19 protein-coding genes and 1 pseudogene are annotated in these 19,463 nt (G+C 62.7%); 12 read left to right on the forward strand and 8 right to left on the reverse strand.

What is annotated here, in order from left to right; genetic code table 11:
* Positions 1–122: 122 nt before the first annotated feature.
* Positions 123–623: pseudogene (locus tag ATN37_RS22375) on the forward strand (HNH endonuclease family protein); the annotation flags it as partial.
* Position 624: 1 nt separating this feature from the next.
* Here ATN37_RS22375 and ATN37_RS22380 read toward each other — a convergent pair.
* Positions 625–1,857, reverse strand: a complete 1,233-nt coding sequence (locus ATN37_RS22380) for an amidohydrolase family protein (protein ID WP_058227692.1) — start codon at positions 1,855–1,857, stop codon at positions 625–627.
* A gap of 158 nt (positions 1,858–2,015) precedes the next feature.
* Between ATN37_RS22380 and ATN37_RS22385 the strand changes: the two genes are divergently transcribed.
* A complete protein-coding gene (locus tag ATN37_RS22385) occupies positions 2,016–2,651 on the forward strand; it encodes a TetR/AcrR family transcriptional regulator C-terminal domain-containing protein (protein WP_218695618.1) in 636 nt (211 codons plus the stop codon).
* On the opposite strand, the gene ATN37_RS22390 is transcribed toward ATN37_RS22385, so the two are convergent.
* The gene (locus tag ATN37_RS22390) at positions 2,638–4,212 is read right to left on the reverse strand and encodes a molybdopterin-dependent oxidoreductase (RefSeq protein ID WP_020908339.1); all 1,575 of its coding nucleotides are present in this window, start codon (positions 4,210–4,212) and stop codon (positions 2,638–2,640) included. The two genes, ATN37_RS22385 and ATN37_RS22390, sit on opposite strands and share 14 nt — an antisense overlap.
* 127 nt (positions 4,213–4,339) lie before the next feature.
* Between ATN37_RS22390 and ATN37_RS22395 the strand changes: the two genes are divergently transcribed.
* The gene (locus tag ATN37_RS22395; RefSeq protein ID WP_007726117.1) at positions 4,340–5,158 is read left to right on the forward strand and encodes a shikimate 5-dehydrogenase; all 819 of its coding nucleotides are present in this window, start codon (positions 4,340–4,342) and stop codon (positions 5,156–5,158) included.
* A 13-nt stretch (positions 5,159–5,171) separates the two neighbouring features.
* On the forward strand, positions 5,172–5,633 hold the full coding sequence (locus ATN37_RS22400; RefSeq protein WP_003941357.1) for a DUF6328 family protein: 462 nt from the start codon (positions 5,172–5,174) through the stop codon (positions 5,631–5,633).
* A 1-nt stretch (position 5,634) separates the two neighbouring features.
* Here ATN37_RS22400 and ATN37_RS22405 read toward each other — a convergent pair whose 3' ends face one another.
* Positions 5,635–6,471 (reverse strand): sulfurtransferase, encoded by an 837-nt coding sequence (locus ATN37_RS22405; protein ID WP_050655239.1) that lies wholly within the window; start codon positions 6,469–6,471, stop codon positions 5,635–5,637.
* Positions 6,472–6,493: 22 nt separating this feature from the next.
* Positions 6,494–7,117, reverse strand: a complete 624-nt coding sequence (locus ATN37_RS22410) for a LysE family translocator (protein ID WP_003941342.1) — start codon at positions 7,115–7,117, stop codon at positions 6,494–6,496.
* A 102-nt stretch (positions 7,118–7,219) separates the two neighbouring features.
* Here ATN37_RS22410 and ATN37_RS22415 point away from each other — a divergent pair, with 102 nt between their 5' ends.
* Genes ATN37_RS22415 through ATN37_RS22425 form a run of 3 tightly spaced genes read left to right on the forward strand, consistent with a single transcriptional unit; the run spans position 7,220 to position 9,414 of the window.
* The gene (locus ATN37_RS22415) at positions 7,220–7,693 is read left to right on the forward strand and encodes an Lrp/AsnC family transcriptional regulator (protein WP_003941284.1); all 474 of its coding nucleotides are present in this window, start codon (positions 7,220–7,222) and stop codon (positions 7,691–7,693) included.
* Between the two features lie 36 nt (positions 7,694–7,729).
* The gene (locus tag ATN37_RS22420) at positions 7,730–8,968 is read left to right on the forward strand and encodes a benzoate/H(+) symporter BenE family transporter (protein WP_116056446.1); all 1,239 of its coding nucleotides are present in this window, start codon (positions 7,730–7,732) and stop codon (positions 8,966–8,968) included.
* Positions 8,965–9,414 (forward strand): thioesterase family protein, encoded by a 450-nt coding sequence (locus tag ATN37_RS22425; protein ID WP_054826357.1) that lies wholly within the window; start codon positions 8,965–8,967, stop codon positions 9,412–9,414. The genes ATN37_RS22420 and ATN37_RS22425 overlap by 4 nt, the downstream gene beginning before the upstream one ends.
* On the opposite strand, the gene ATN37_RS22430 is transcribed toward ATN37_RS22425, so the two are convergent.
* Positions 9,411–10,439: a phosphotransferase family protein gene (locus tag ATN37_RS22430; RefSeq protein WP_003941376.1), complete on the reverse strand. Its 1,029-nt coding sequence runs from the start codon at positions 10,437–10,439 to the stop codon at positions 9,411–9,413. The two genes, ATN37_RS22425 and ATN37_RS22430, sit on opposite strands and share 4 nt — an antisense overlap.
* Positions 10,440–10,660: 221 nt before the next feature.
* Here ATN37_RS22430 and pdhA point away from each other — a divergent pair, with 221 nt between their 5' ends.
* From pdhA to ATN37_RS22455, 5 genes are read left to right on the forward strand one after another with little or no spacing between them, the layout of a single operon-like run.
* Positions 10,661–11,758 carry a pyruvate dehydrogenase (acetyl-transferring) E1 component subunit alpha gene (pdhA, locus tag ATN37_RS22435; RefSeq protein ID WP_218695619.1) on the forward strand — a complete coding sequence of 366 codons (1,098 nt, stop codon included), beginning with the start codon at positions 10,661–10,663 and terminating at the stop codon, positions 11,756–11,758.
* Positions 11,755–12,732 (forward strand): alpha-ketoacid dehydrogenase subunit beta, encoded by a 978-nt coding sequence (locus ATN37_RS22440; protein WP_042447895.1) that lies wholly within the window; start codon positions 11,755–11,757, stop codon positions 12,730–12,732. The genes pdhA and ATN37_RS22440 overlap by 4 nt, the downstream gene beginning before the upstream one ends.
* Entirely contained in the window at positions 12,729–13,937 is a 1,209-nt protein-coding gene (locus ATN37_RS22445) for a dihydrolipoamide acetyltransferase family protein (RefSeq protein WP_058227697.1), read from the forward strand. Before ATN37_RS22440 ends, ATN37_RS22445 begins: the two co-directional genes overlap by 4 nt.
* A gap of 10 nt (positions 13,938–13,947) precedes the next feature.
* On the forward strand, positions 13,948–15,198 hold the full coding sequence (locus tag ATN37_RS22450; protein WP_218695620.1) for an MFS transporter: 1,251 nt from the start codon (positions 13,948–13,950) through the stop codon (positions 15,196–15,198).
* Positions 15,183–15,836 carry a hypothetical protein gene (locus tag ATN37_RS22455; RefSeq protein ID WP_007726101.1) on the forward strand — a complete coding sequence of 218 codons (654 nt, stop codon included), beginning with the start codon at positions 15,183–15,185 and terminating at the stop codon, positions 15,834–15,836. The genes ATN37_RS22450 and ATN37_RS22455 overlap by 16 nt, the downstream gene beginning before the upstream one ends.
* Before the next feature lie 394 nt (positions 15,837–16,230).
* Here the strand turns inward: ATN37_RS22455 and ATN37_RS22460 are convergent, their stop codons facing one another.
* The 3 genes from ATN37_RS22460 to ATN37_RS22470 are packed head-to-tail and all read right to left on the reverse strand — an operon-like array spanning position 16,231 to position 19,093.
* On the reverse strand, positions 16,231–17,661 hold the full coding sequence (locus ATN37_RS22460) for an NAD(P)(+) transhydrogenase (Re/Si-specific) subunit beta (RefSeq protein ID WP_218695621.1): 1,431 nt from the start codon (positions 17,659–17,661) through the stop codon (positions 16,231–16,233).
* Entirely contained in the window at positions 17,661–17,984 is a 324-nt protein-coding gene (locus tag ATN37_RS22465) for an NAD(P) transhydrogenase subunit alpha (protein WP_003941319.1), read from the reverse strand. Before ATN37_RS22465 ends, ATN37_RS22460 begins: the two co-directional genes overlap by 1 nt.
* Positions 17,984–19,093: a Re/Si-specific NAD(P)(+) transhydrogenase subunit alpha gene (locus ATN37_RS22470; RefSeq protein ID WP_003941381.1), complete on the reverse strand. Its 1,110-nt coding sequence runs from the start codon at positions 19,091–19,093 to the stop codon at positions 17,984–17,986. The genes ATN37_RS22465 and ATN37_RS22470 overlap by 1 nt, the downstream gene beginning before the upstream one ends.
* Between the last annotated feature and the right edge of the window lie 370 nt (positions 19,094–19,463).

A 19,463-nucleotide genomic window follows, 5' to 3' on the forward strand; every position in this document is an offset into this window, starting at 1 on the left:
ATCGCACAGGTCGATGCCACGATGAAACGAGGATCGGCAACAACTGACCTCGGAATGCCTGGATTCGGATCGATCTCGGGAAGGACTTCCACATGATTACCAAGCTTGAATTCTTGTTCAGAGAAGCCTGCGTCTTCGGCCCCGCGTGGTCCGACGACCAGGACGCACCTGGTGGCCGCGACGGGTGCGATACCCGCAACAACGTTCTGGCCCAAGATCTCTCGGACGTGGTGTTCAAACCGGGAACACGTGACTGCGTCGTACTGTCCGGCGCGATGACCGACCCGTACTCCGGAGATCGCATCGAATTCGAACGCAGCCAGGCCAAGTCCGTCCAGATCGACCACGTCTTCCCGCTCGCCGCGGCCTGGGACTTCGGCGCGAACTCCTGGACTCCTGCGTTGCGGATGAGGTTCGCGAACGACATGTCTCTGAACCTGTTGGCCGTCAACGGCCCCGACAACCAATCGAAAGGCGACAGCACGCCCAGTGAGTGGTTGCCGCCCGATCCTGCGTACCGATGCTTTTACGCCGGCAAGTACTTGACCGTCGCGATTTCCTACGGCTTACCGGTCAGCCGGGCGGATCACTCGGCGTTGACAGAACTCGCCACTCGCTGTTGAGCTACCGGCCGTCCTTCACCACTCGACCGCTCTGAATGACGAGTGCGATGCGCTCACGATCGGCGAAGATGGACGGATCCGTCAACGGATTGCCGCGGAATGCAACGAGGTCGGCGAACTTGCCGACTTCGATGGTGCCGACCTCGTCGGCGATACCGAGAATGTCGGCGTTGATCCGGGTAGCGGAAACCAATGCGTCCATCGGGGTTTCGACCTTGGCGCGCAGGACCAGCTCCATTCCCCGGCCCGTTTGATCGGTACCGATGAGGTCCGATCCCAATCCCACTCTGACGCCGGCATTTCGAGCAGCAAGAAGCCCGTCGATCTGACCCTGCATCATCTGGCCGATCCGAGCCGAAATCGATTCGGGTAGACCTGCTGACGCCGCGCTGTCCGAGAGCGCCTGCACCACAGCCAACGTCGGCACCAACGCGACGTCGTGCTCGGCCATCAACTTGGCGGTCTCGTCGTCGATATCGGAGCCGTGCTCGACGCATTTTGCCCCGGCAGTGACAGCGTTACGGATTCCCTCGTTGTTGTGAGCATGCACCGTGACATAGGTACCGCGCGCATTGGCTTCCTCGACGGCAACTTCGATCTCGTCGACCGTGAACTGGGTATCGGTGAGCTTGTCATGAGTCGATACCACTCCCCCGGTAACACACAGTTTGAGGAAGTCCGCACCCCTGCGGAACGTCTCGCGAACGTTCTTTCGCATTTCGTGCGGACCGTCGGAAAGCAGAGACATACAACGTAATCCGGGGATGTCATGATCGGACCAGTCCGAAGTCGGCTCCCATTCGGCCGCCAGGTGCCCGTGTCCACCGGTCTGGCACTGGATCGGGCCGCACTGAATGATCCGCGGACCCGGAATCTTGCCCGAGGCGACAACTCCGGCGAGTCCACCGTCGATTCCGCCGCAGTCACGAACAGTGGTGAATCCCCCGTCGAGGGTCGATGCGCAGGTCGCGAACATGTCTGCAGCGAGCTCGGCTACCGAGATCTGACGCCGCAGGCTCGGTGCGAGATCGCTCGATCCACCGAGATGAACGTGTGCGTCGATGAGGCCGGGCGTGATTGTCAGCCCGGTGCAGTCCAGCACCTCCGCCCCCGTGGGTGGCGTGCCACCGAGTGCACTGATGCGCCCGTTTTCCACAGCAACAGCGCAGTTCTCGATCGGGTCGGCGCCCGTCCCGTCGATGATCGTTGCACCGGTCAGCCATACGACAGACATATTGAATGTTCCTCCGACGTGTACCGATCGCCGGAAGATTCCGCCGACATACCGAATAGGGTTCGGTTAGTATGATGCATATCGGCTCCCGAAATCAAGGAGTTGTCATCACTCGATGAAGTCCGAGATTGCTGACGAATCCCTCACCAGGAGAATCGATGCCGCGTCCCACCCAGCCGATACTGTCCACGCGAAACATCACCGACGCGGCTCTGGATGCTGTCGACGCGACCGGCGACTTCACCATGCCCGGGATCGCCAAGCAATTGAACGTGACTCCGTCTTCGCTCTACACACATATTTCGGGTCGATCCGAGATCGTCGAACTCATGCGCATCCGCGTGATGTCGTCGATCTCTGTCCCCCACCCACCCCCAGGATGGAGCGAACGGATCAGCGCGTGGGGGTGGGCCTATCGCCGAGCTGCGGTCGAGCACTGGCGCCTCATCCCGCTGCTCATGACACGCAGCGTCCGCACCGAGGTAACTTTTGCTATCGATACTGCACTGGTTCAGGCATTTTCGGACGGGGGTTTCGATTCGACCGACACTCGTCACGCAATCTCCACGCTGGACAGTTTGGTTCTCGGATCCGTCGTGAAACTCTCGACGCCGGATGTCGCGTGGACTCAATCCTCCAACCCGAGCGAGGTCACGCGCGAGGCTACGACCCCGCTGCGAACCGACGACACGTTCGACTTCGGCCTGCGAACCCTGATCGCCGGATGGATGGCTCAGCGCGTTGTTCGTCTGTATACCGAACCTCATTCGGATTCCGACGTCACTTCACGGTGAACGACCTGGTGTGCCATCCCGTGGCGCCACCGGGAATCGGCGGAGTGCGCTCTTCCACCTGAACGTTCCCGTCCAAATCCGTCGCTCTGACCTGCACCGTGTGCAAACCCGAGCCTGCATCCCACATCCACGACCATTGACGCCAGGTGTCGATCGAGTACTCCTGCGCCAGTGTCGCCGGTTGCCATTCACCGTTGTCGACGCGAACCTCGACCTTCTCGATCCCGCGATGCTGCGCCCAGGCCGTTCCCGCCACCAGCACCTGGCCCGGCTCGATGGGAGCCAGAGCTGCCGGCACCTCGATACGCGAGGACGTCTTGATCGGTGCCTGCGCACCCCAACCGCGCTGGGTCCAATAGGCCTCGACCTTGTCGAAACGCGTGAGTTCCCACTCCGTCACCCACTTGGTGGCGGAGACGAAACCGTACAGACCGGGAACGACCTGCCGAACGGGATAGCCGTGCTCGAACGGCAACGGCTCACCGTTCATCGCCACGGCGAGAATCGCGTCACGGCCGTCGGTGACTATCTCGACCGGGGTGCCGACTGTGAAGCCGTCGACGCTGGTCGAGAGGAGCATGTCGGCGTCGGGATGGACACCGACTTCGTCGAGCAGGTCCTTCATGGGATAACCGATCCACTTCGCGTTCCCGGCCAGAACGCCGCCCACCTCGTTCGAGACACACGTCAGCGTGATGACTCGCTCGATGGGCGTTCGCGCCACCAGATCGTCGAACGACAACGTCATCTCGCGGTCCACCATTCCGTGAATCCGCAGTTCCCACGAATCCGTCGTCAATTGCGGAACGAGGAGTGCCGTGTCGATTCGGTAGAAGTCGTCGTTGGGCGTGATGTATGTCGACGCACCCGCAATCGCGATGTCCGCACCCGCCGGAATCGGCGGCGCCGGGTCAGCGGCGGTGGGCACGACAAAATCTTCACGATTCGCTACTGCTCCGGCGATTCTCTGCCCCACGAACTTCCCGGCCGCACCCGCTGCCGCAGCCACTGCCAACGCCGCACCTGCCAGCAGGAGGAACTGACGACGAGGCAACCACGAGTCGGCGACGCCCGGCGAGAGCGGCACTTCGAGTTGTGTGATCAGCAACCGCAAGGTGGCGACGCCCGCCACCACACCGACCAGCGTCGGGAACACGTACATCGCATCGGCAGTCGGCCGCTGCATCGCCGCATACACACCAACCGCGCCCAGAAGAACGAGAATGACGCTGCCGATCGGGCGGCGTCGCCGTTCCAGGAGCCCGGCCACCGCACCGAGCAGAACGATCAAGATCGACATTCCGATGAACAGCGCCGGCTTGTCATTGGTACCGAAAGTGTCGATCGCGAACTCGCGAGCCCACGCCGGCGTTCGGTCGACGGTAGTCGCACCTACCGCGTAAAAGGGCGACGCGTCCGGGTTGATCGGCAACGCAACCAGTTCACCGACGCCCAGGACGACAGCCGCGGCCAAGACCCCGGAGATCGCGTGAGCAGCCCATCTACGACGCGGTGGACGAGATTCGGTGCTCGGGTGCTCGTCGATGTTCTGTGTGACCATGTCGTCTCGGCTCTGTCGGTGCGAGTGGTGCTTCGATCGGATACCCGACATTCGGCGCTGCGGGCCATCCGGATGGGTGCACTCCTCCATCAAGAACTACTCCGAACTCGCGATTAGAGTGGGAACGATGACCGTCGACCTCAACAAGGACACGCTCCTGTGCATGTCGCTCTCCGGGCGACCGAGCAACATCGGCACCAGATTTCACAATTACCTCTACGAGGAATTGGGCTTGAACTTCGTCTACAAAGCCTTCACCACCGAAGACGTGCCAGCCGCGATCGGCGGCATCCGAGCACTCGGGATTCGAGGCTGCGGGGTGTCGATGCCGTTCAAGGAACAGGTCATCGAGCACATCGACGTCATGCATGATTCGGCCAGCGCCATCGACTCCGTCAACACGATCGTCAACGAGTCCGGAGTGCTGCACGCCTACAACACCGACTATCAGGCGGTGGCCGATCTACTGCGTGACAACAACGTCGACACGAGCCTGTCCGTCGCTGTCGCCGGCAGCGGTGGCATGGCAAAAGCAGTCGTCGCCGCGGTGCGCGACACCGGATTCACCGACGTCACCGTGATCGCCCGCAACCAGCAAGTGGGGTCATCGCTTGCGAAGCAGTACGGCTTCGACTGGCAGGCCGAACTCGGTGAGCTTCGTCCAGGTGTGCTGATCAACGCCACCCCGATCGGTATGTCCGGCGGCGCAGAAGCAGATGCACTGTCGTTCCCCGAGCACGCAGTGCGCGCAGCCGATGTCGTCTTCGACGTCGTCGCGATGCCTTCGAAGACGCCACTGATCGCGTTGGCGACCGAACTCGGCAAAACGGCGATCACAGGAGCGTCGGTCATTGCCCTTCAGGCCGCCGAGCAGTTCGTGCTCTACACCGGCGTGCGTCCGAGCGCGGAGCAGATCCAGCGAGCGTCGGAATACTCACGGGCGTAGGAACCACGTCGCCGTGAACGAGACCGGGGAGACTCCACCTCAACAACTCGCGCGGAACTTCAACGAGTTGTTGCAAGAACTGCGCGTCGCGCTCTCTGGTGTTCAGATCCTGTTTGCCTTCTTGCTGGCCGTGGCATTCACCGAACGCTACGAGGAAGCGTCGGCGTATATCCGCGGCATCCACTTGGTGACGGTGATCCTTGTTGCCATCTCGTTCGGGTTCCTGATGGCACCCGCGGTCTGGCATCGCATGCTTTTCCGCCGTGGGCACCGCGAGAACATATTGCCCGTGGCCAACCGATTCGCCCTGTGCGGCATAGCCTTTCTGGCCGCCTCCATGACCGGCACGGTCCTGTTGATCGCCGAGGTCGCCGTCGGCGGAGTTGCCGCAAAGGTTTTGGCAGCGTGCGCCGCGATCATGTTCACGGCGCTGTGGTTTCTCGTGCCGTCATTCATCGATCGCACCAAGAGCTGACTCAGGCTCCGGTGTCGACGGCGCGAGTGCTGTCGTTGGACCACTGTGACCACGAGCCCGGGAACAGCGTCGCGTCGTAACCGGCGATCGCGAGCGCCGCGATCTCGTGCGCTGCAGTCACTCCGGATCCGCAGTACACCGCCACCTTGTCTCCGACGCCCAGTCCGGCGAATCGCTCACGCAGGTGGGTCGTATCCAGGAATCGCCCGTCGCCGGTGATGTTCTCGGCGGTCGGCGCGTTCACCGCACCGGGGATGTGCCCTGCGACGGGATCCATCGGCTCGACCTCGCCGCGGTACCGCTCCCCGGCTCGGGCGTCGAGAAGGACACCGCCCTCGCTCGTCCAGTTGCCGACACCGTCGATGTCGACAGTCGGCATGTTGCCGCCGGTGAAAGTCACGTTGCCCGGGCTGACGGACTCGCCGATACCGGCCGCCAACGGCAGTCCTGCGGACTCCCAGGCCTGCAGCCCGCCGTCGAGCAGTCGGACGTCCGAGAGCCCGGCCCACCGCAGCAGCCACCAACCACGGGCCGCGGCCGTGTTGCCGGTGGCGTCGTAGAGCACCACCGAATCACCGTCGTCGATTCCCCAACGACGCGCAGCGGCCTGCAGGTCTTCGAGACTCGGCAGCGGATGCCTCCCCTCGTCCGGCGACGGCGGCGAGGCAAGTTCCTCGTCGAGGTTCACGAATACCGCACCGGGAATATGGCCGTCGCGAAAATGCTGCTCGCCGTTCGAATCACCCAGCGCCCATCGGACATCGAGCAATCGCGGCGCAGCGCCGGCCTCGATGAGAGCGGACAGTTCTTCGACGTCGATCAGCACGGGAAGTGTCATGAGCCCATCCTGACACGACCACTCATGCAACCCCGAAGAAGGCACCGAGGCCCACCAACAACACTCCCGTCACCACGTCGATTCGCTTCCCGACGCCAGGGCGACGCAGCTTCTTGCCGGCTCCGGCCGCCAACACCACCACGATCGCCCACCACAGTGCCGCGGCGACCACCGTCGCGCCCGCCAACATCAACGTCCGCAGCCCTGCGCCTTCACCCGGCTCGATGAATTGCGGGAGTAGCCCGAGAAAGAACAACAACGCCTTCGGGTTCAGCAGGTTCGAGAGGAAGCCGTAGCGAAATGCCGTGGTGACCGCGATCGGTTCTTTCGCTGCCGGAATTCCCTCGTCCGAGGCGCGGGCTTTGAAAGCACTTCGAATCGCGGAGATGCCGAGCCAGGTCAGATATGCCGCCCCGGCGTAGGTGAGCGCGGAGAGCAACTGTGGCCGTGTCGCCACAAGTGCGGAGAGACCCAGTGACGCGGCAGCGGTGTGAACGAAGAGCCCGGAAATCACACCGGCGGCCACCACCGCGCCGGTCCGACGATCTGCTAGAGAATGACGCAGGATCAGGACAAAATCCGGTCCCGGCGTGAACAGGACGATGGATAGCAGGGAGCCGAAAGCGAGCCATTGACCGACACTCATCCGAAATACCTCACACCCGAGCTGATTCGAGACACATGTTCATGCCAGGAGTGTGCAACTGGATCCGGGAAGTTCAAAACGACTCCGGATATAGTTCGGCAGATGACGAAGAATGAGCCTCTGGATCCGGTGGACTGGAAGATTTTGGCCGAATTGCAGAACGACGCGTCGATCACCAACAAGGTGTTGGCCGATCGAGTCGGCTTGGCGACGTCCTCGTGCCACGAGCGCGTACGACGCCTACGTGCCAACGGAACGATCAGCGGTATCCACGCGGTTGTCGATCCGGCAGCCGTTGGCCGGTCGATGCAGGCGATCATCGCCGTTCAACTGCGACCACACCGCCGCGACCTCGTCGACCGGTTCACCGCCGACGCCCTAGCACTGCCGGAAACGCTTGCGCTCTTCAACGTCTCGGGGCCCGAGGACTTCTTCCTCCACGTCGCGGTCCGTGACAGTGCTCATCTACAGCGAGTATTGATCGACCACCTCGCCGCACATCCCGAGGTCTGGCACGCCCAAACGCACCTCATCTACGGCAAAGCGGTCACCTCACCCATCCGACCGGACAGGTAAATCGGGTCTGGGGCGGGTCGGGCAGAATCACTGACCATGTCGGACTCCACAGATACCACCGAACCGGAAGCCGTTCGCAGCAACTCGCAACCGATGAGCGCAGGCATCGTCACGGCCCTCGTCGGCTTCACCAGTTCGTTCGCGGTGGTGCTCACCGGCCTCGCGGCTGTCGGTGCGGACGCAACCGAGGCGGCGTCCGGACTGCTGGTTCTGTGTGTGACCCAAGCGTTGGGAATGCTCTGGCTCTCACGCCGGTATCGGATGCCGATCACCCTGGCCTGGTCGACGCCCGGTGCCGCTCTGCTCGCCGGCGCCGGAGCGGTCGAGGGTGGGTGGCCGGCGGCGGTCGGAGCATTCATCGTCGTCGGAATCGCGATCGTGCTGACCGGACTGTGGCCGACGCTCGGAAGGATCATCTCGGCAATCCCGACGCCCCTCGCGCAGGCGATGCTCGCCGGGGTTCTGATGCCGTTGTGCCTGGCGCCGATCATCGCCGTCCGGGACGCACCGGCAGCGGTCGCGCCCGTCATCCTGGTTTGGCTTGCCGCGCAGCGCTTCTCCAAGCGATGGGCGGTTCCGCTCGCGTTCCTCACCGCAGCGGTCGTGATCGGGATCAGCCTCGTCACGTCGGATCGAGTGCTCGACGCCGGCGCCATGATTCCCCGCATCGATCTCACCGCGCCGTCGTGGACCTGGCAGGCAATGATCGGCATTGCGATTCCCCTCTACATCGTCACGATGGCTTCGCAGAACATTCCCGGTGTGGCCGTGATGAATTCGTTCGGATACACCGTTCCCTGGCGACCGTCGATGATCGTGACGGGTATCGGCACCATCGTCGGCGCACCGGCCGGTGGCCATGCGATCAACCTCGCGGCGATCAGCGCAGCCCTGGCCGCCGCCCCCACCGCACATCCGGATCCCAAACGTCGATGGATCGCTGCCTTCACCGCAGGCTGGGCGTATCTCGTTCTCGCTGCCGGCGCGGCCGCGGTGGCCGCTCTGGTAGCCGCCGCACCGGCCGGAGTCGTGGAAACTGTTGCCGGACTGGCGCTCCTGGCAACGCTTGCCGGCGCCCTCACGTCGGCGCTGAGCGAGGCGAGTGAACGTGAAGGCGCCGTGGTCACGTTTCTGATCGCCGCATCCGGGGTCAGTATCCTGGGAATCGGTTCGGCATTCTGGGCACTGTTGGTGGGGCTGATCGTGCGTGCAGTCCTACAGGGCACCACCCTGCCCTCACTCGCGCGACAGTCCTCACTACAGTCGAAGCCGTGAGCACAGCGCAGACGCCCCCGTCGATCAGCGAGTTTCCCGTTCTCTGGCCCGTCCCGACGCGGTGGGACGACAACGATCACTACGGCCACGTCAACAACGTGACCTACTACTCGTACTTCGACACCGCGGTCAACGCCTGGCTGATGTCTTCCACTGGAACCGACATCCGCACCCTGCCTGCCATCGGCGTCGTCGCCGAGACGTCGTGCCGGTACCTGAGCGAGCTGTCGTTCCCCGAGCAGTTGCAGGTGGGTATCTCCGTCGAGAAGCTGGGCACCAAGAGCATCGTCTACGCCCTGGCGATATTCCACGAGGTCGACGGTGGCAATTGGGAACCCGCTGCCACCGGCCGCTTTGTCCACGTCTACGTCGACGCCGACACCCGTAAGCCGGTGGAGATCCCGGCGGCCATCAGATCGGCAGCCGGGATCTTGACCGAAAACTAGCTCAGGCCGAGCTGATCTGCCGTCAAGACGGCGCGTGCAACGATTCCGTCGATCAGCGCGACCGTCGGGCCGCCGTGCTCGGCCTTGTTGCGCGGATCGTCGAGAATGCGTCGCAGCACGCCCTCTGCGATGATCGAGAGCTTCCACAGAGCGAGTACGTGCCAGTATCCGACCGCTGACACGTCGCGGCCAGTCGCCTCGACGTAGGCAGCGACCAGCTCGTCACGGTTCGGGAAGCCTTCCAGCGTGGACGCCATGAACGGACCGGCAACCTTGTCACCGGCTTCCGGCCAGTACGCGAGTAGCGCACCGAGATCCGCGAGCGGCTCCCCCAACGTGCACAGCTCCCAGTCGACGACGGCAACGATGCGCCCCTCGGCCGGATCGGTGATGACGTTGTTGAGGTGGAAGTCGCCGTGAACCAACGTCACTTCGTTCTGTTCCGGAATGTTTCGGTGCAGAATCTCGGCCAATCGGTCGACATCCGGAACATCGCGGGTCTTCGACTTCTCCCACTGCGCCGACCACCGCTTGAGCTGACGCTCGGCAAAGGGCTTGCGGCTGGCCAGGTCGTCCAGCCCGGTCTCTTCCAGGTCAACTCCGTGGATGCTGGCGAGGGTTTTGGGCATCGCCAAGCCGACCGCGCGACGCTCGTCCTCGGTCAACTTCTGAGCCACCGGAACGCCGTCGATCACAACGCCGTCGATGTAGCTCATGAGGACCAGCGGAGCGTCCGTGATCTCCGGATCTTCCGTGATGCCGAGGATCTTCGGAACCGGCACTTTGGTTCCCTGGAGCGAGGACAGGATGCGGTGCTCGCGAACGACGTCGTGCGCGGAAGCCAACAATGTTCCCAGTGGAGGTCTGCGCAGTACCCACCGTCCTCCGCCCGCATCCGTCACGGAGTAGGTCAGGTTCGATTGCCCGTTACCGATCCTCTCGAAAGTCAGTGGCGTCGTGGCGCCGACCCCCAGTTCGGCGATCCACGCGGAAACAGCTTCTTCGTTCAAACCGACTGCAGTCACCGCACCGATGCTAGCGGTTGAAGTCCGATCGGTTGGCCGTACCGACACGTTTGTTACTCGTCAGTTCGCAGCTCAGGTCTTGATACAGCATTGAAAATACTTGCGGATTTCCCAATCAGGGGGATCCTGATGGTAGAGCGACAACTGCATACAACACATCGGGATTGTGCGGCGTACTCACGAGGCGCGCCGGGCATGAGCAGAAACCGAGGTGAGCGAAGATGGTCGACAACCTCGATTATCCGGTCCAACTCATCCAACTCATCCAACCGAACGGCGCACGGGTGTGCCGTCCCGAATTCGACCGCCTGATAACGGACATCGGGCCTGACGAACTGCTGTCGTTGTATCGCGATCTCGTCGTGAGTCGCCGCATCGACACCGAAGCTGTTGCCCTGCAGCGTCAAGGCGAAATCGGTTTGTGGGCTCCGATGCTAGGCCAAGAAGCCGCCCAGGTCGGTTCCGCGAGAGCGCTCGCCCCAGACGACTTCGCGTTCACCAGCTACCGCGAACATGCCGTCGCGTACTGCCGGGGTGTTCCCCCCGAATTGCTGACCACCATGTGGCGAGGAATCTCCCATTCCGGTTGGGATCCAGAACAATTCAACGTCACCAATCCGGCGATCGTCGTCGGCTCCCAAGGGCTGCACGCCACCGGATACGCACTCGGCGCACACCTGGACGGCGCCGAGATCGCAACGATCGCGTACTTCGGCGACGGCGCCACAAGTCAGGGTGACATCGCCGAGGCGATGGGATTTGCCGCCAGTTTCCGTGTCGGCGTTGTCTTCTTCTGCCAGAACAACCAGTGGGCAATCAGTGAACCGGTATCCCTGCAGTCCCGTACACCCATCTCGCATCGGGCGATCGGTTACGGTATTCCGGCGATCCGCGTCGACGGTAACGACGTCCTTGCCGTGCTCGCCGTGACGCGCTCGGCGCTCTATCGCGCACGCGAAGGCAGCGGCCCGACGTTCATCGAGGCGATCACCTGCCGGATGGGCCCGCACACGACCTCCGACGATCCGAGCAGGTACCGCACCGATACGGATATGTCGGAGTGGAAAAGCCGCGATCCGCTCGAGCGAATGCGTCTGCTCCTCGGCCGTCGCGATCTTCTCGGAGAAAACGAACTCAGCACCATCGCGGCAGCCGCCGACGACGTCGCCGCTGGACTGCGACGCGCAACCATCGCGCTCGCCGATCCGCCCCCGTCAGCGCTCTTCGATCACGTCTACGCCGAGGCACACCCACTGATCGACGCTGAACGCGAAGAGCATCGCGCGTATCTCCGTAGCCTGGAAGGGGCTTCGTCATGACCGTCATGAATCTGGTGACCGCGCTCAACACCGGCCTTCGACGCGCACTCGAAGACGATCGTCGCGTTGTCATCATGGGCGAGGACGTCGGCCGTCTCGGCGGCGTATTCCGGGTTACCGACGCCCTGCAGAAGGACTTCGGCGACACCCGGGTGATCGACATGCCCCTCGCCGAATCAGGGATCGTGGGAACAGCTTTCGGTCTTGCCTTGCGCGGATATCGGCCTGTCTGCGAAATTCAATTCGACGGGTTTGTCTACCCGGCTTTCGATCAGATCGTCTCGCAGGTGGCCAAGATCCAGTACCGCACCCGAGGCGCTGCCTCTGCGCCACTGACGATTCGGATTCCCAGTGGCGGCGGAATCGGTGCGGTGGAACATCATTCGGAGTCGCCGGAAGCGTACTTCGCTCACACCGCGGGACTGCGGGTGGTGTACCCGAGCAATCCGATCGACGGTTTTCACATGATCCGCCAATCCATTGCGGCCGACGACCCGGTGATATTCCTCGAACCCAAACGGCGCTACTGGGATACCGCCGACGTGAATACCGATGCTGCGCCCGAGCTTCCGCTCCACCGTGCTCGCGTCGCCCGCTCGGGGAACGACGCGACAGTGGTTGCGTACGGATCCATGGTCGCCACCGCACTCGACGCCGCGCGGATCGCCGAAGAAGAGGGCCATGATCTGGAAGTGGTGGATCTGCGTTCACTCTCCCCCGTCGACTTCGACACGATCGAGGCGTCGGTGAACAAGACAGGCCGGCTTGTCGTCGTCCATGAGGCGCAGAAGTTTCTCGGCGTCGGCGCCGAAATCGCAGCACACGTCGCGGAACACTGCTTCTATCAGTTGGAGTCACCGATCCTGCGGGTCACCGGATTCGACATCCCCTACCCGCCCGCCAAGCTCGAGCGTTTTCACCTTCCGGACGCCGACCGGATCCTCGCGGCGCTCGACCGAACGCTGGCAGCATGAGCACGGCGCACGAATTCCGGTTACCGGATCTCGGCGAGGGCCTGACTTCCGCCGATCTGGTCGAGTGGGCGGTCGGCGTCGGCGACACTGTGGCACTCAATCAAGTTCTCGCCCAGGTAGAGACAGCCAAAGCTCTTGTCGAACTGCCGTCGCCCTACGTCGGTGTTGTCAGAGAACTCCTCGTCGAACCTGGCACTACCGTTCCGGTGGGTACTCCGATCATCCGTATCGAGGAGTCTTCAAATTCACCGTCTCCAAGTAATTCTCAGTCTCCGAGCGTGCTGGTCGGATACGGACCCGCGACCGAGAGACCGAGCCGCCGACGGAGCAAGATCACGCCGTACTCGCAATCCGCGGCGAGTACCGAGCGTCGGCCCGCAACCCCCGCGGCGCGGCGCGCGGCCCGCGAAGCCGGCATCGATCTGAGCGAAATCACCGGCAGCGGATTCGACGGTGCCGTCACCGCGGCTGACGTCGCAGACGCGCTTACCGTGCAGGCGCCTTCGGATAACGCGACACGCCTGGCCTCGTCCGGCATACGAAAACAGATGGCGTCGGCGATGGTTGCCAGCACCCGTGCTCCGCAGGCCAGCGTCTTCCTCACCGCCGATGTCACGCCTTCGATGGAACTGCTCGGCAGGCTCCGTTCCTCGGAGGCGTTCACCGGACTGTCTCTCACTCCGCTGACACTCGCTGCCAAGGCAATGGTGGCCGCCATCGCCTCGCACCCGATGGTGAACGCGCATTGGGACGAGGCCCGCGGCGACGCCGCCGTCGACGATGACGTGAATCTCGGCATCGCCGTCGCCTCCGAACGTGGACTGTCCGTGCCCAACATCAAAAGCGCCGAGACACTGAGCCTGGTCCAACTCGCACGCGCGGTGACCGAACTGACCGTTGCTGCCCGTGAGGGAAAGACGGACGTCCGTCACCTGACGGGTGGCACCGTCACGATCACCAATGTCGGAGTCTTCGGCGTCGACGGCGGCATTCCGCTTCTCAATCCAGGAGAAGCCGTCATCCTCTGCCTGGGCTCGGTGAGCGAGCGTCCGTGGGTGATCGAGCGCAAGATCGAAGTGCGGAGCGTCGTGACACTGACGTTGACGTTCGACCACCGCGTGCTGACCGGTGAGCAGGCCGCGAGATTCCTCTCATTTGTCGCAGAGATGCTCGCGAACCCGGACCTGTTGCTGACTCACCTGTAGAAAGGAACGAGTGAGCGTCAACCCCACCGACCGCGCAGTCCCCACCTCCGCCCTGGTGCGCGCCCGCGCCGGCATCTTCGGCATTTTCGGCATCAACGGATTTCTCCTCGCGATGTGGGTCGTCCACATCCCGTCCATCGAACACCGAGTGGGGATCAGTCACTCGACGCTCGGCTCACTTCTTCTCCTTCTTGCAGTCGGAGCCATTGCCGGCATGCAGTTGAGCGGCCCGCTCGCAGATCGATACGGCAGCAGACGCATGGTCGTCCTGGCGGGTAGCGGGCTGGCATTCGCCACTCTCGGCCCGGGGTTTGCCACGAACACCTGGCAACTGGGCGCTGCACTTGTCGTGTTCGGCTTTGCGAACGGCGCGTTGGACGTGTCGATGAACTCGCAGGCCGTCGAGGCCGAACAGTTGTACCGGCGCCCGATCATGGCGGCCTTTCACGGCATGTTCTCGGTCGGTGGCGTATTGGGCTCTGTCATCGGATTCGGCACTCTCGCACTGGATCTTCCGCCGTATGTCACGCTCAGCATCGCGTCGGCAATCGGCTTGCTGGCAGTCTGGTTGTGCTCGCGACCCCTTCTCCCTCACGTCGACGTGCATGCCGAAACCGCGTCGACTACCGGAAAGACACACGGCAGATTCTCGGCTCGCGTACTTGCCCTCGGAACCCTCGCCTTTGTTCTGATGCTGGCCGAGGGAGTGGCAAACGACTGGAGCGCGCTGCAGGTCAAGGAAGATCTCGGTGTTTCGAATGCCGTTGCCGCACTGTCGTTCGGCGCATTCTCCGCCATGATGACCGTCGGCCGGTTCACCGCGGATCGGATCAGCGCGGCGGTAGGCCCGGTGGCAGTGGTTCGCTACGGTGCGTTGCTGTCGTCCATCGGAATGCTGACCGTCGTGGTATCCGGCTGGCTACCACTGACGTTGCTCGGTTGGGCCCTGTTCGGCGCCGGCCTGTCGGGATGCATTCCGCAGATCTTCACCACGGCCGGAAATCTGGGCTCAGGTTCGGCCGGCACCAACATGTCTCGCGTCGTCGGCATGGGATACATCGGATTCCTCGCCGGTCCGGCAACCATCGGCTGGGTCACCAAGCTTGTGCCTCTCACCACAGCAATGTTGATCCCGTTTGCATGCGTCCTGGTCGCAGCGGGTTGTGCGGGTGTCGTTCGGCGCGATTCTCCGACCGCCTACAGACCTCACAGCCGATCCTCACGATCGGCACAGACTCAACAGGGATGCTGGTACTCGTGACCGTCTCGACCTCCACCCAGCACCCCGCTCCCTCCACAACCACTCGCTTCCTCGTCCTTGCCGCGATCGCCGTCGTAGCGCTGGGCGTCTTGTATTTCGTGCGACCCACCTCGCCCGGTTTGAGCGTCCCGGAACAGGTGCGCGCACTTGCCGAGTGGACGGTAGGCCGATTCGACGTCACCGCTGTACTCGCAGCCACTACCGCTCTGGCCGTCGTCTCGATGGTCCGCGGACTGCCATACGGCATCGGCGCGATCCTGCTCCTCGGAATGGGCGCCAATCTCACCAACGCGGCATTCGGTTCCTGGCTCCCCGATGTGCCCCAGGACCTATTGCCCAGCGGTCACGTCGCAGCGGCGACCGCGCTGTACTGCTCGGCGATCTTGATCTCCGCCCCGCAGTGGCGTCCGGTGGTCGCCGGGCTCGGATTCGTCGGAGTTGCTGCGATCGGTGCCAGCGCGCTCGCCGCCGAGCTGAGCGGCCTTTTCGGAGTGATAGCTGGCATTCTGATCACCCTGGTATGGGCCTGTGCCGCAGCCATTTTGATGGCACGATCGCCCATCGCCGCGAAACGTGAAGAGCTACGCCCGGATACGGCAGCCATCGCGTTCTCCAGGCACCGGAGCATCCGACTTTAGTCCTAAATCTTTGGGATTCAGAGATTTTCGCCGATAGCTCTCCCGCCACGGTTGGACATGACGTATGTTCTGAAATGTCCGAATCAAGTAGTTCCACAGCGAAGGAGTCTTTACCGTGAGCCTCGAAGATCTGAACCCGCTCGAACTTATCCAGAAGTTGATCGAACTACTTTCCGGCTTCTCTTCCGACCCCGAAACCCCCGAGGTTCCGTAAAACGTCGCCAGAGGCGCCTGTTCCGAGTTTCGTCTCGGGCCAGGCGCCTTTGTCGTTTCAGCACAAGAAGTCGTTTCAGCACAAGAAGTCGTTGCATCACACGACATCTTTGCAACACACGGCCACGAAAAAAGGCGTCCACTCGCAGCTGCGAGTGGACGCCCCTTCCGAACTCGCGCGCTACAGCGCCTTGAGTTCCTCGGTTACTTCGGAGACCGACTTCTTGGCGTCACCGAAGAGCATCGAGGTGCCCTCGGCGAAGAAGAGCGGGTTCTCGATACCGGCGAAACCGGAGTTCATCGAGCGCTTGAGCACGATGACGGACTTCGACTGGTCGACGTTGAGGATCGGCATTCCGTGAATCGGTGAGCTCGGATCGTTGCGCGCCGCCGGGTTGGTGACGTCGTTCGCACCGATCACCAAGGTGACATCGGTACGAGAGAACTCGTCGTTGATGTCGTCCATTTCCTTCATCGCGTCGTACGAGACATCCGCCTCTGCGAGAAGAACGTTCATGTGACCAGGCATACGGCCGGCGACCGGGTGAATGGCGTACTTGACCTCGACGCCCTTCGACTCGAGCAATTTCGCCATGTCCTTGACGGCATGCTGAGCCTGCGCGACGGCAAGTCCGTATCCGGGTACGACGATGACCTGGTTGGCGTAGGCCATCTGGATGGCCGCGTCGGCGGCCGAGGTCGCCTTTGCCGTGCGCACGACGCCGTCGGAGGATGCGGCTTCACCGCCACCACCACCGAAGCCGCCGGCAACGATGGCCGGGATGGACCGGTTCATGGCCTTGGCCATGAGGTTGGTCAAGATGGTGCCCGAAGCACCGACGATCATGCCGGCGACGATCATCGCCTGGTTGTTGAGCGCCAAACCTGCAGCAGCAGCTGACAAACCGGTCAGAGCGTTGAGCAGCGAGATGACGACGGGCATGTCCGCGCCGCCGATGGGCAGCACGACCATCAGTCCGAGGATGCCCGAGAGCACGAGCACGCCGACGATCCACAGTGAGCTGGTCGGGCCTTCCGGTGAGATCGCCTTGATACCGATGATCACCGAGAACGCGACGGCGGCAATGAGCAGCAGAGCATTGAGCGGCTGCTGGAGCTTGCCGATTCCGATCGGACGACCAGGCAGAGTTTCCTGCAGCTTCAGGAACGCGATCACGCTGCCCCAGAAGGAGATCGATCCGATCACCGCGGCAAAGAGCGACGCGATGACGATGTGTACCGTCGGCGATTCGCCGTGCTGGAATGCGGTGAAACCGTCCGAGTCCAGGAACTCCGCGTACGCGATCAACGCGACCGTACCGCCGCCGACACCGTTGAACAGTGCCACCAACTGCGGCATGGCCGTCATCTTCGTCCGGAGCGCCGGCGGAACGCCGAGCACGACACCGATGACAAGGCCGGCAGCGATGAGGATCCAGTTCCCCATCTCCGCATCACGAATGGAGATCAGAGTTGCAACGACGGCGATGAGCATGCCGACCGCGGCGATCTGGTTGCCGCGGACTGCGGTCTTCGGGCCGGTAAGACCCATGAGGCCGTAGATGAACATCGAGAACGCGACAATGTAGAGCGAATTGACCAGGTATTCCATTACTGGTCACCATCCTTCGACACAGACTTGGCGGCCGGCTTGGCCTTGAACATCGCCAACATGCGGTCCGTGACCACAAAACCACCGACAACGTTCACGGTTCCGAAGACGAGCGCGACGAACAAGATGATCTGCAACCCGATCGAGGGATCGTGCACCTTGCCCAGGACGACCAACGCACCCAGGACGACGATGCCGTGGATGGCGTTCGTACCGGACATCAACGGGGTGTGCAGGGTGTTCGGAACTTTGGAGATCACAGCGAAACCGACGAACCCGGACAACACCAGGATCGCGATGTTCGCCAGAAGTGATGTGTACATCAGGCGCCCTTCTCTTCACGGGTGACGCACGCACCGGCCAGAACCTCGTCGGAGAAATCAGGCGCCAAGGCACCTTCCACCAACATGAGTTCGATCAGCGCGGAAATGTTCTTCGAGTACAACTCGGACGCATGCTCCGGCATGGACGCCGGCAAATTCAGCGGAGAGCAAATGGTCACGCCGTGCTTGACGACGGTTTGACCCGGCTCGGTCAGCTCGCAGTTACCACCGGTTTCACCCGCGAGGTCGACCACCACACTGCCCGGCTTCATGCCTTCGACCGCGGCAGCGGTCACCAGGCGCGGCGCCGGACGACCCGGAACCAGAGCAGTGGTGATCACAACGTCGAAGCCCTTGATCGCATCTTCGAGTGCCTGCTGCTGCTTCGCTCGCTCGTCGTCGGTCAACTCGCGGGCGTATCCACCCTCGCCCGCCGCATCGATTCCGAGGTCGAGCCACTGTGCACCCACCGAACGCACCTGGTCGGCGACCTCAGGACGCACGTCGTACCCGGTAGCGCGGCCACCGAGACGCTTGGCTGTCGCCAGCGCCTGCAGACCTGCCACACCCACTCCGAGCACCAGAACCGTCGCAGGCTTCACCGTGCCCGCAGCGGTGGTGAGCATCGGGAAGAACCGCGTCGACTCCGATGCTGCCAACAGAACAGCCTTGTACCCGGACACGTTCGCCTGCGAGGACAACGCGTCCATCACCTGCGCGCGAGAGATACGAGGAATCGCCTCCACGGCGTATCCCTCGATGCCGGCAGCCTTCAACTCGGCGATGCGGTTGTCCGCATTACGCGGATTCAGGAAACCGATGAGCTTCGCGCCGGTACTGATCCGGGCGATCTCTTCTGTCGACGGAGGCGCAACCTTGACCACCACGTCAGCAGTCCACGGATCGCCGATTTTCGCGCCGGCAGCGGTGTACAACTCGTCGGGAATCAACGCCCCGAGACCGGCCCCGGACTCGACGACCACGTCGACACCCTTGCCGATCAAAGCGGACACAATTTTCGGCACCAATGCGACCCGACGCTCACCATCACTCGATTCTCGAGGGACGCCGACCGACGGACGCACTTGTGCGCTCTTCGATGTTTCCATTTTCCATTACCTTCTGCGGTTGGTGGTTCGCCTGCTGCGACGAGCGGCAACCAGCATGTGATGAGCGGAAGATGACCCGCTTTTGGGTGAATGGTGACTGATAGTAGCCAGAGTTAACGCGGCGTAGGGAAACCGACGACGCACTTTCTCCATCTGAATCGAGTCCGAACAGTATGTTTGGACATACCTGAAGAAGCCTACTGTGAGGCCGATCACACCGGAATGGCGGACTATTCCACTATTTGAAACGGCCGAAAGACGTAAAGGCATCAGAATGACGCGCCGAATAATCACCGTCGAGCGAGTTTACGAACCAGCTTCCGAATGTAACGCCGTCCGACTCCGCGTAGACCGACTCCGGCCACGCGGC

Source organism: Rhodococcus sp. MH15 (assembly GCF_019266045.1).
Lineage (GTDB): Bacteria > Actinomycetota > Actinomycetes > Mycobacteriales > Mycobacteriaceae > Rhodococcus_F > Rhodococcus_F qingshengii.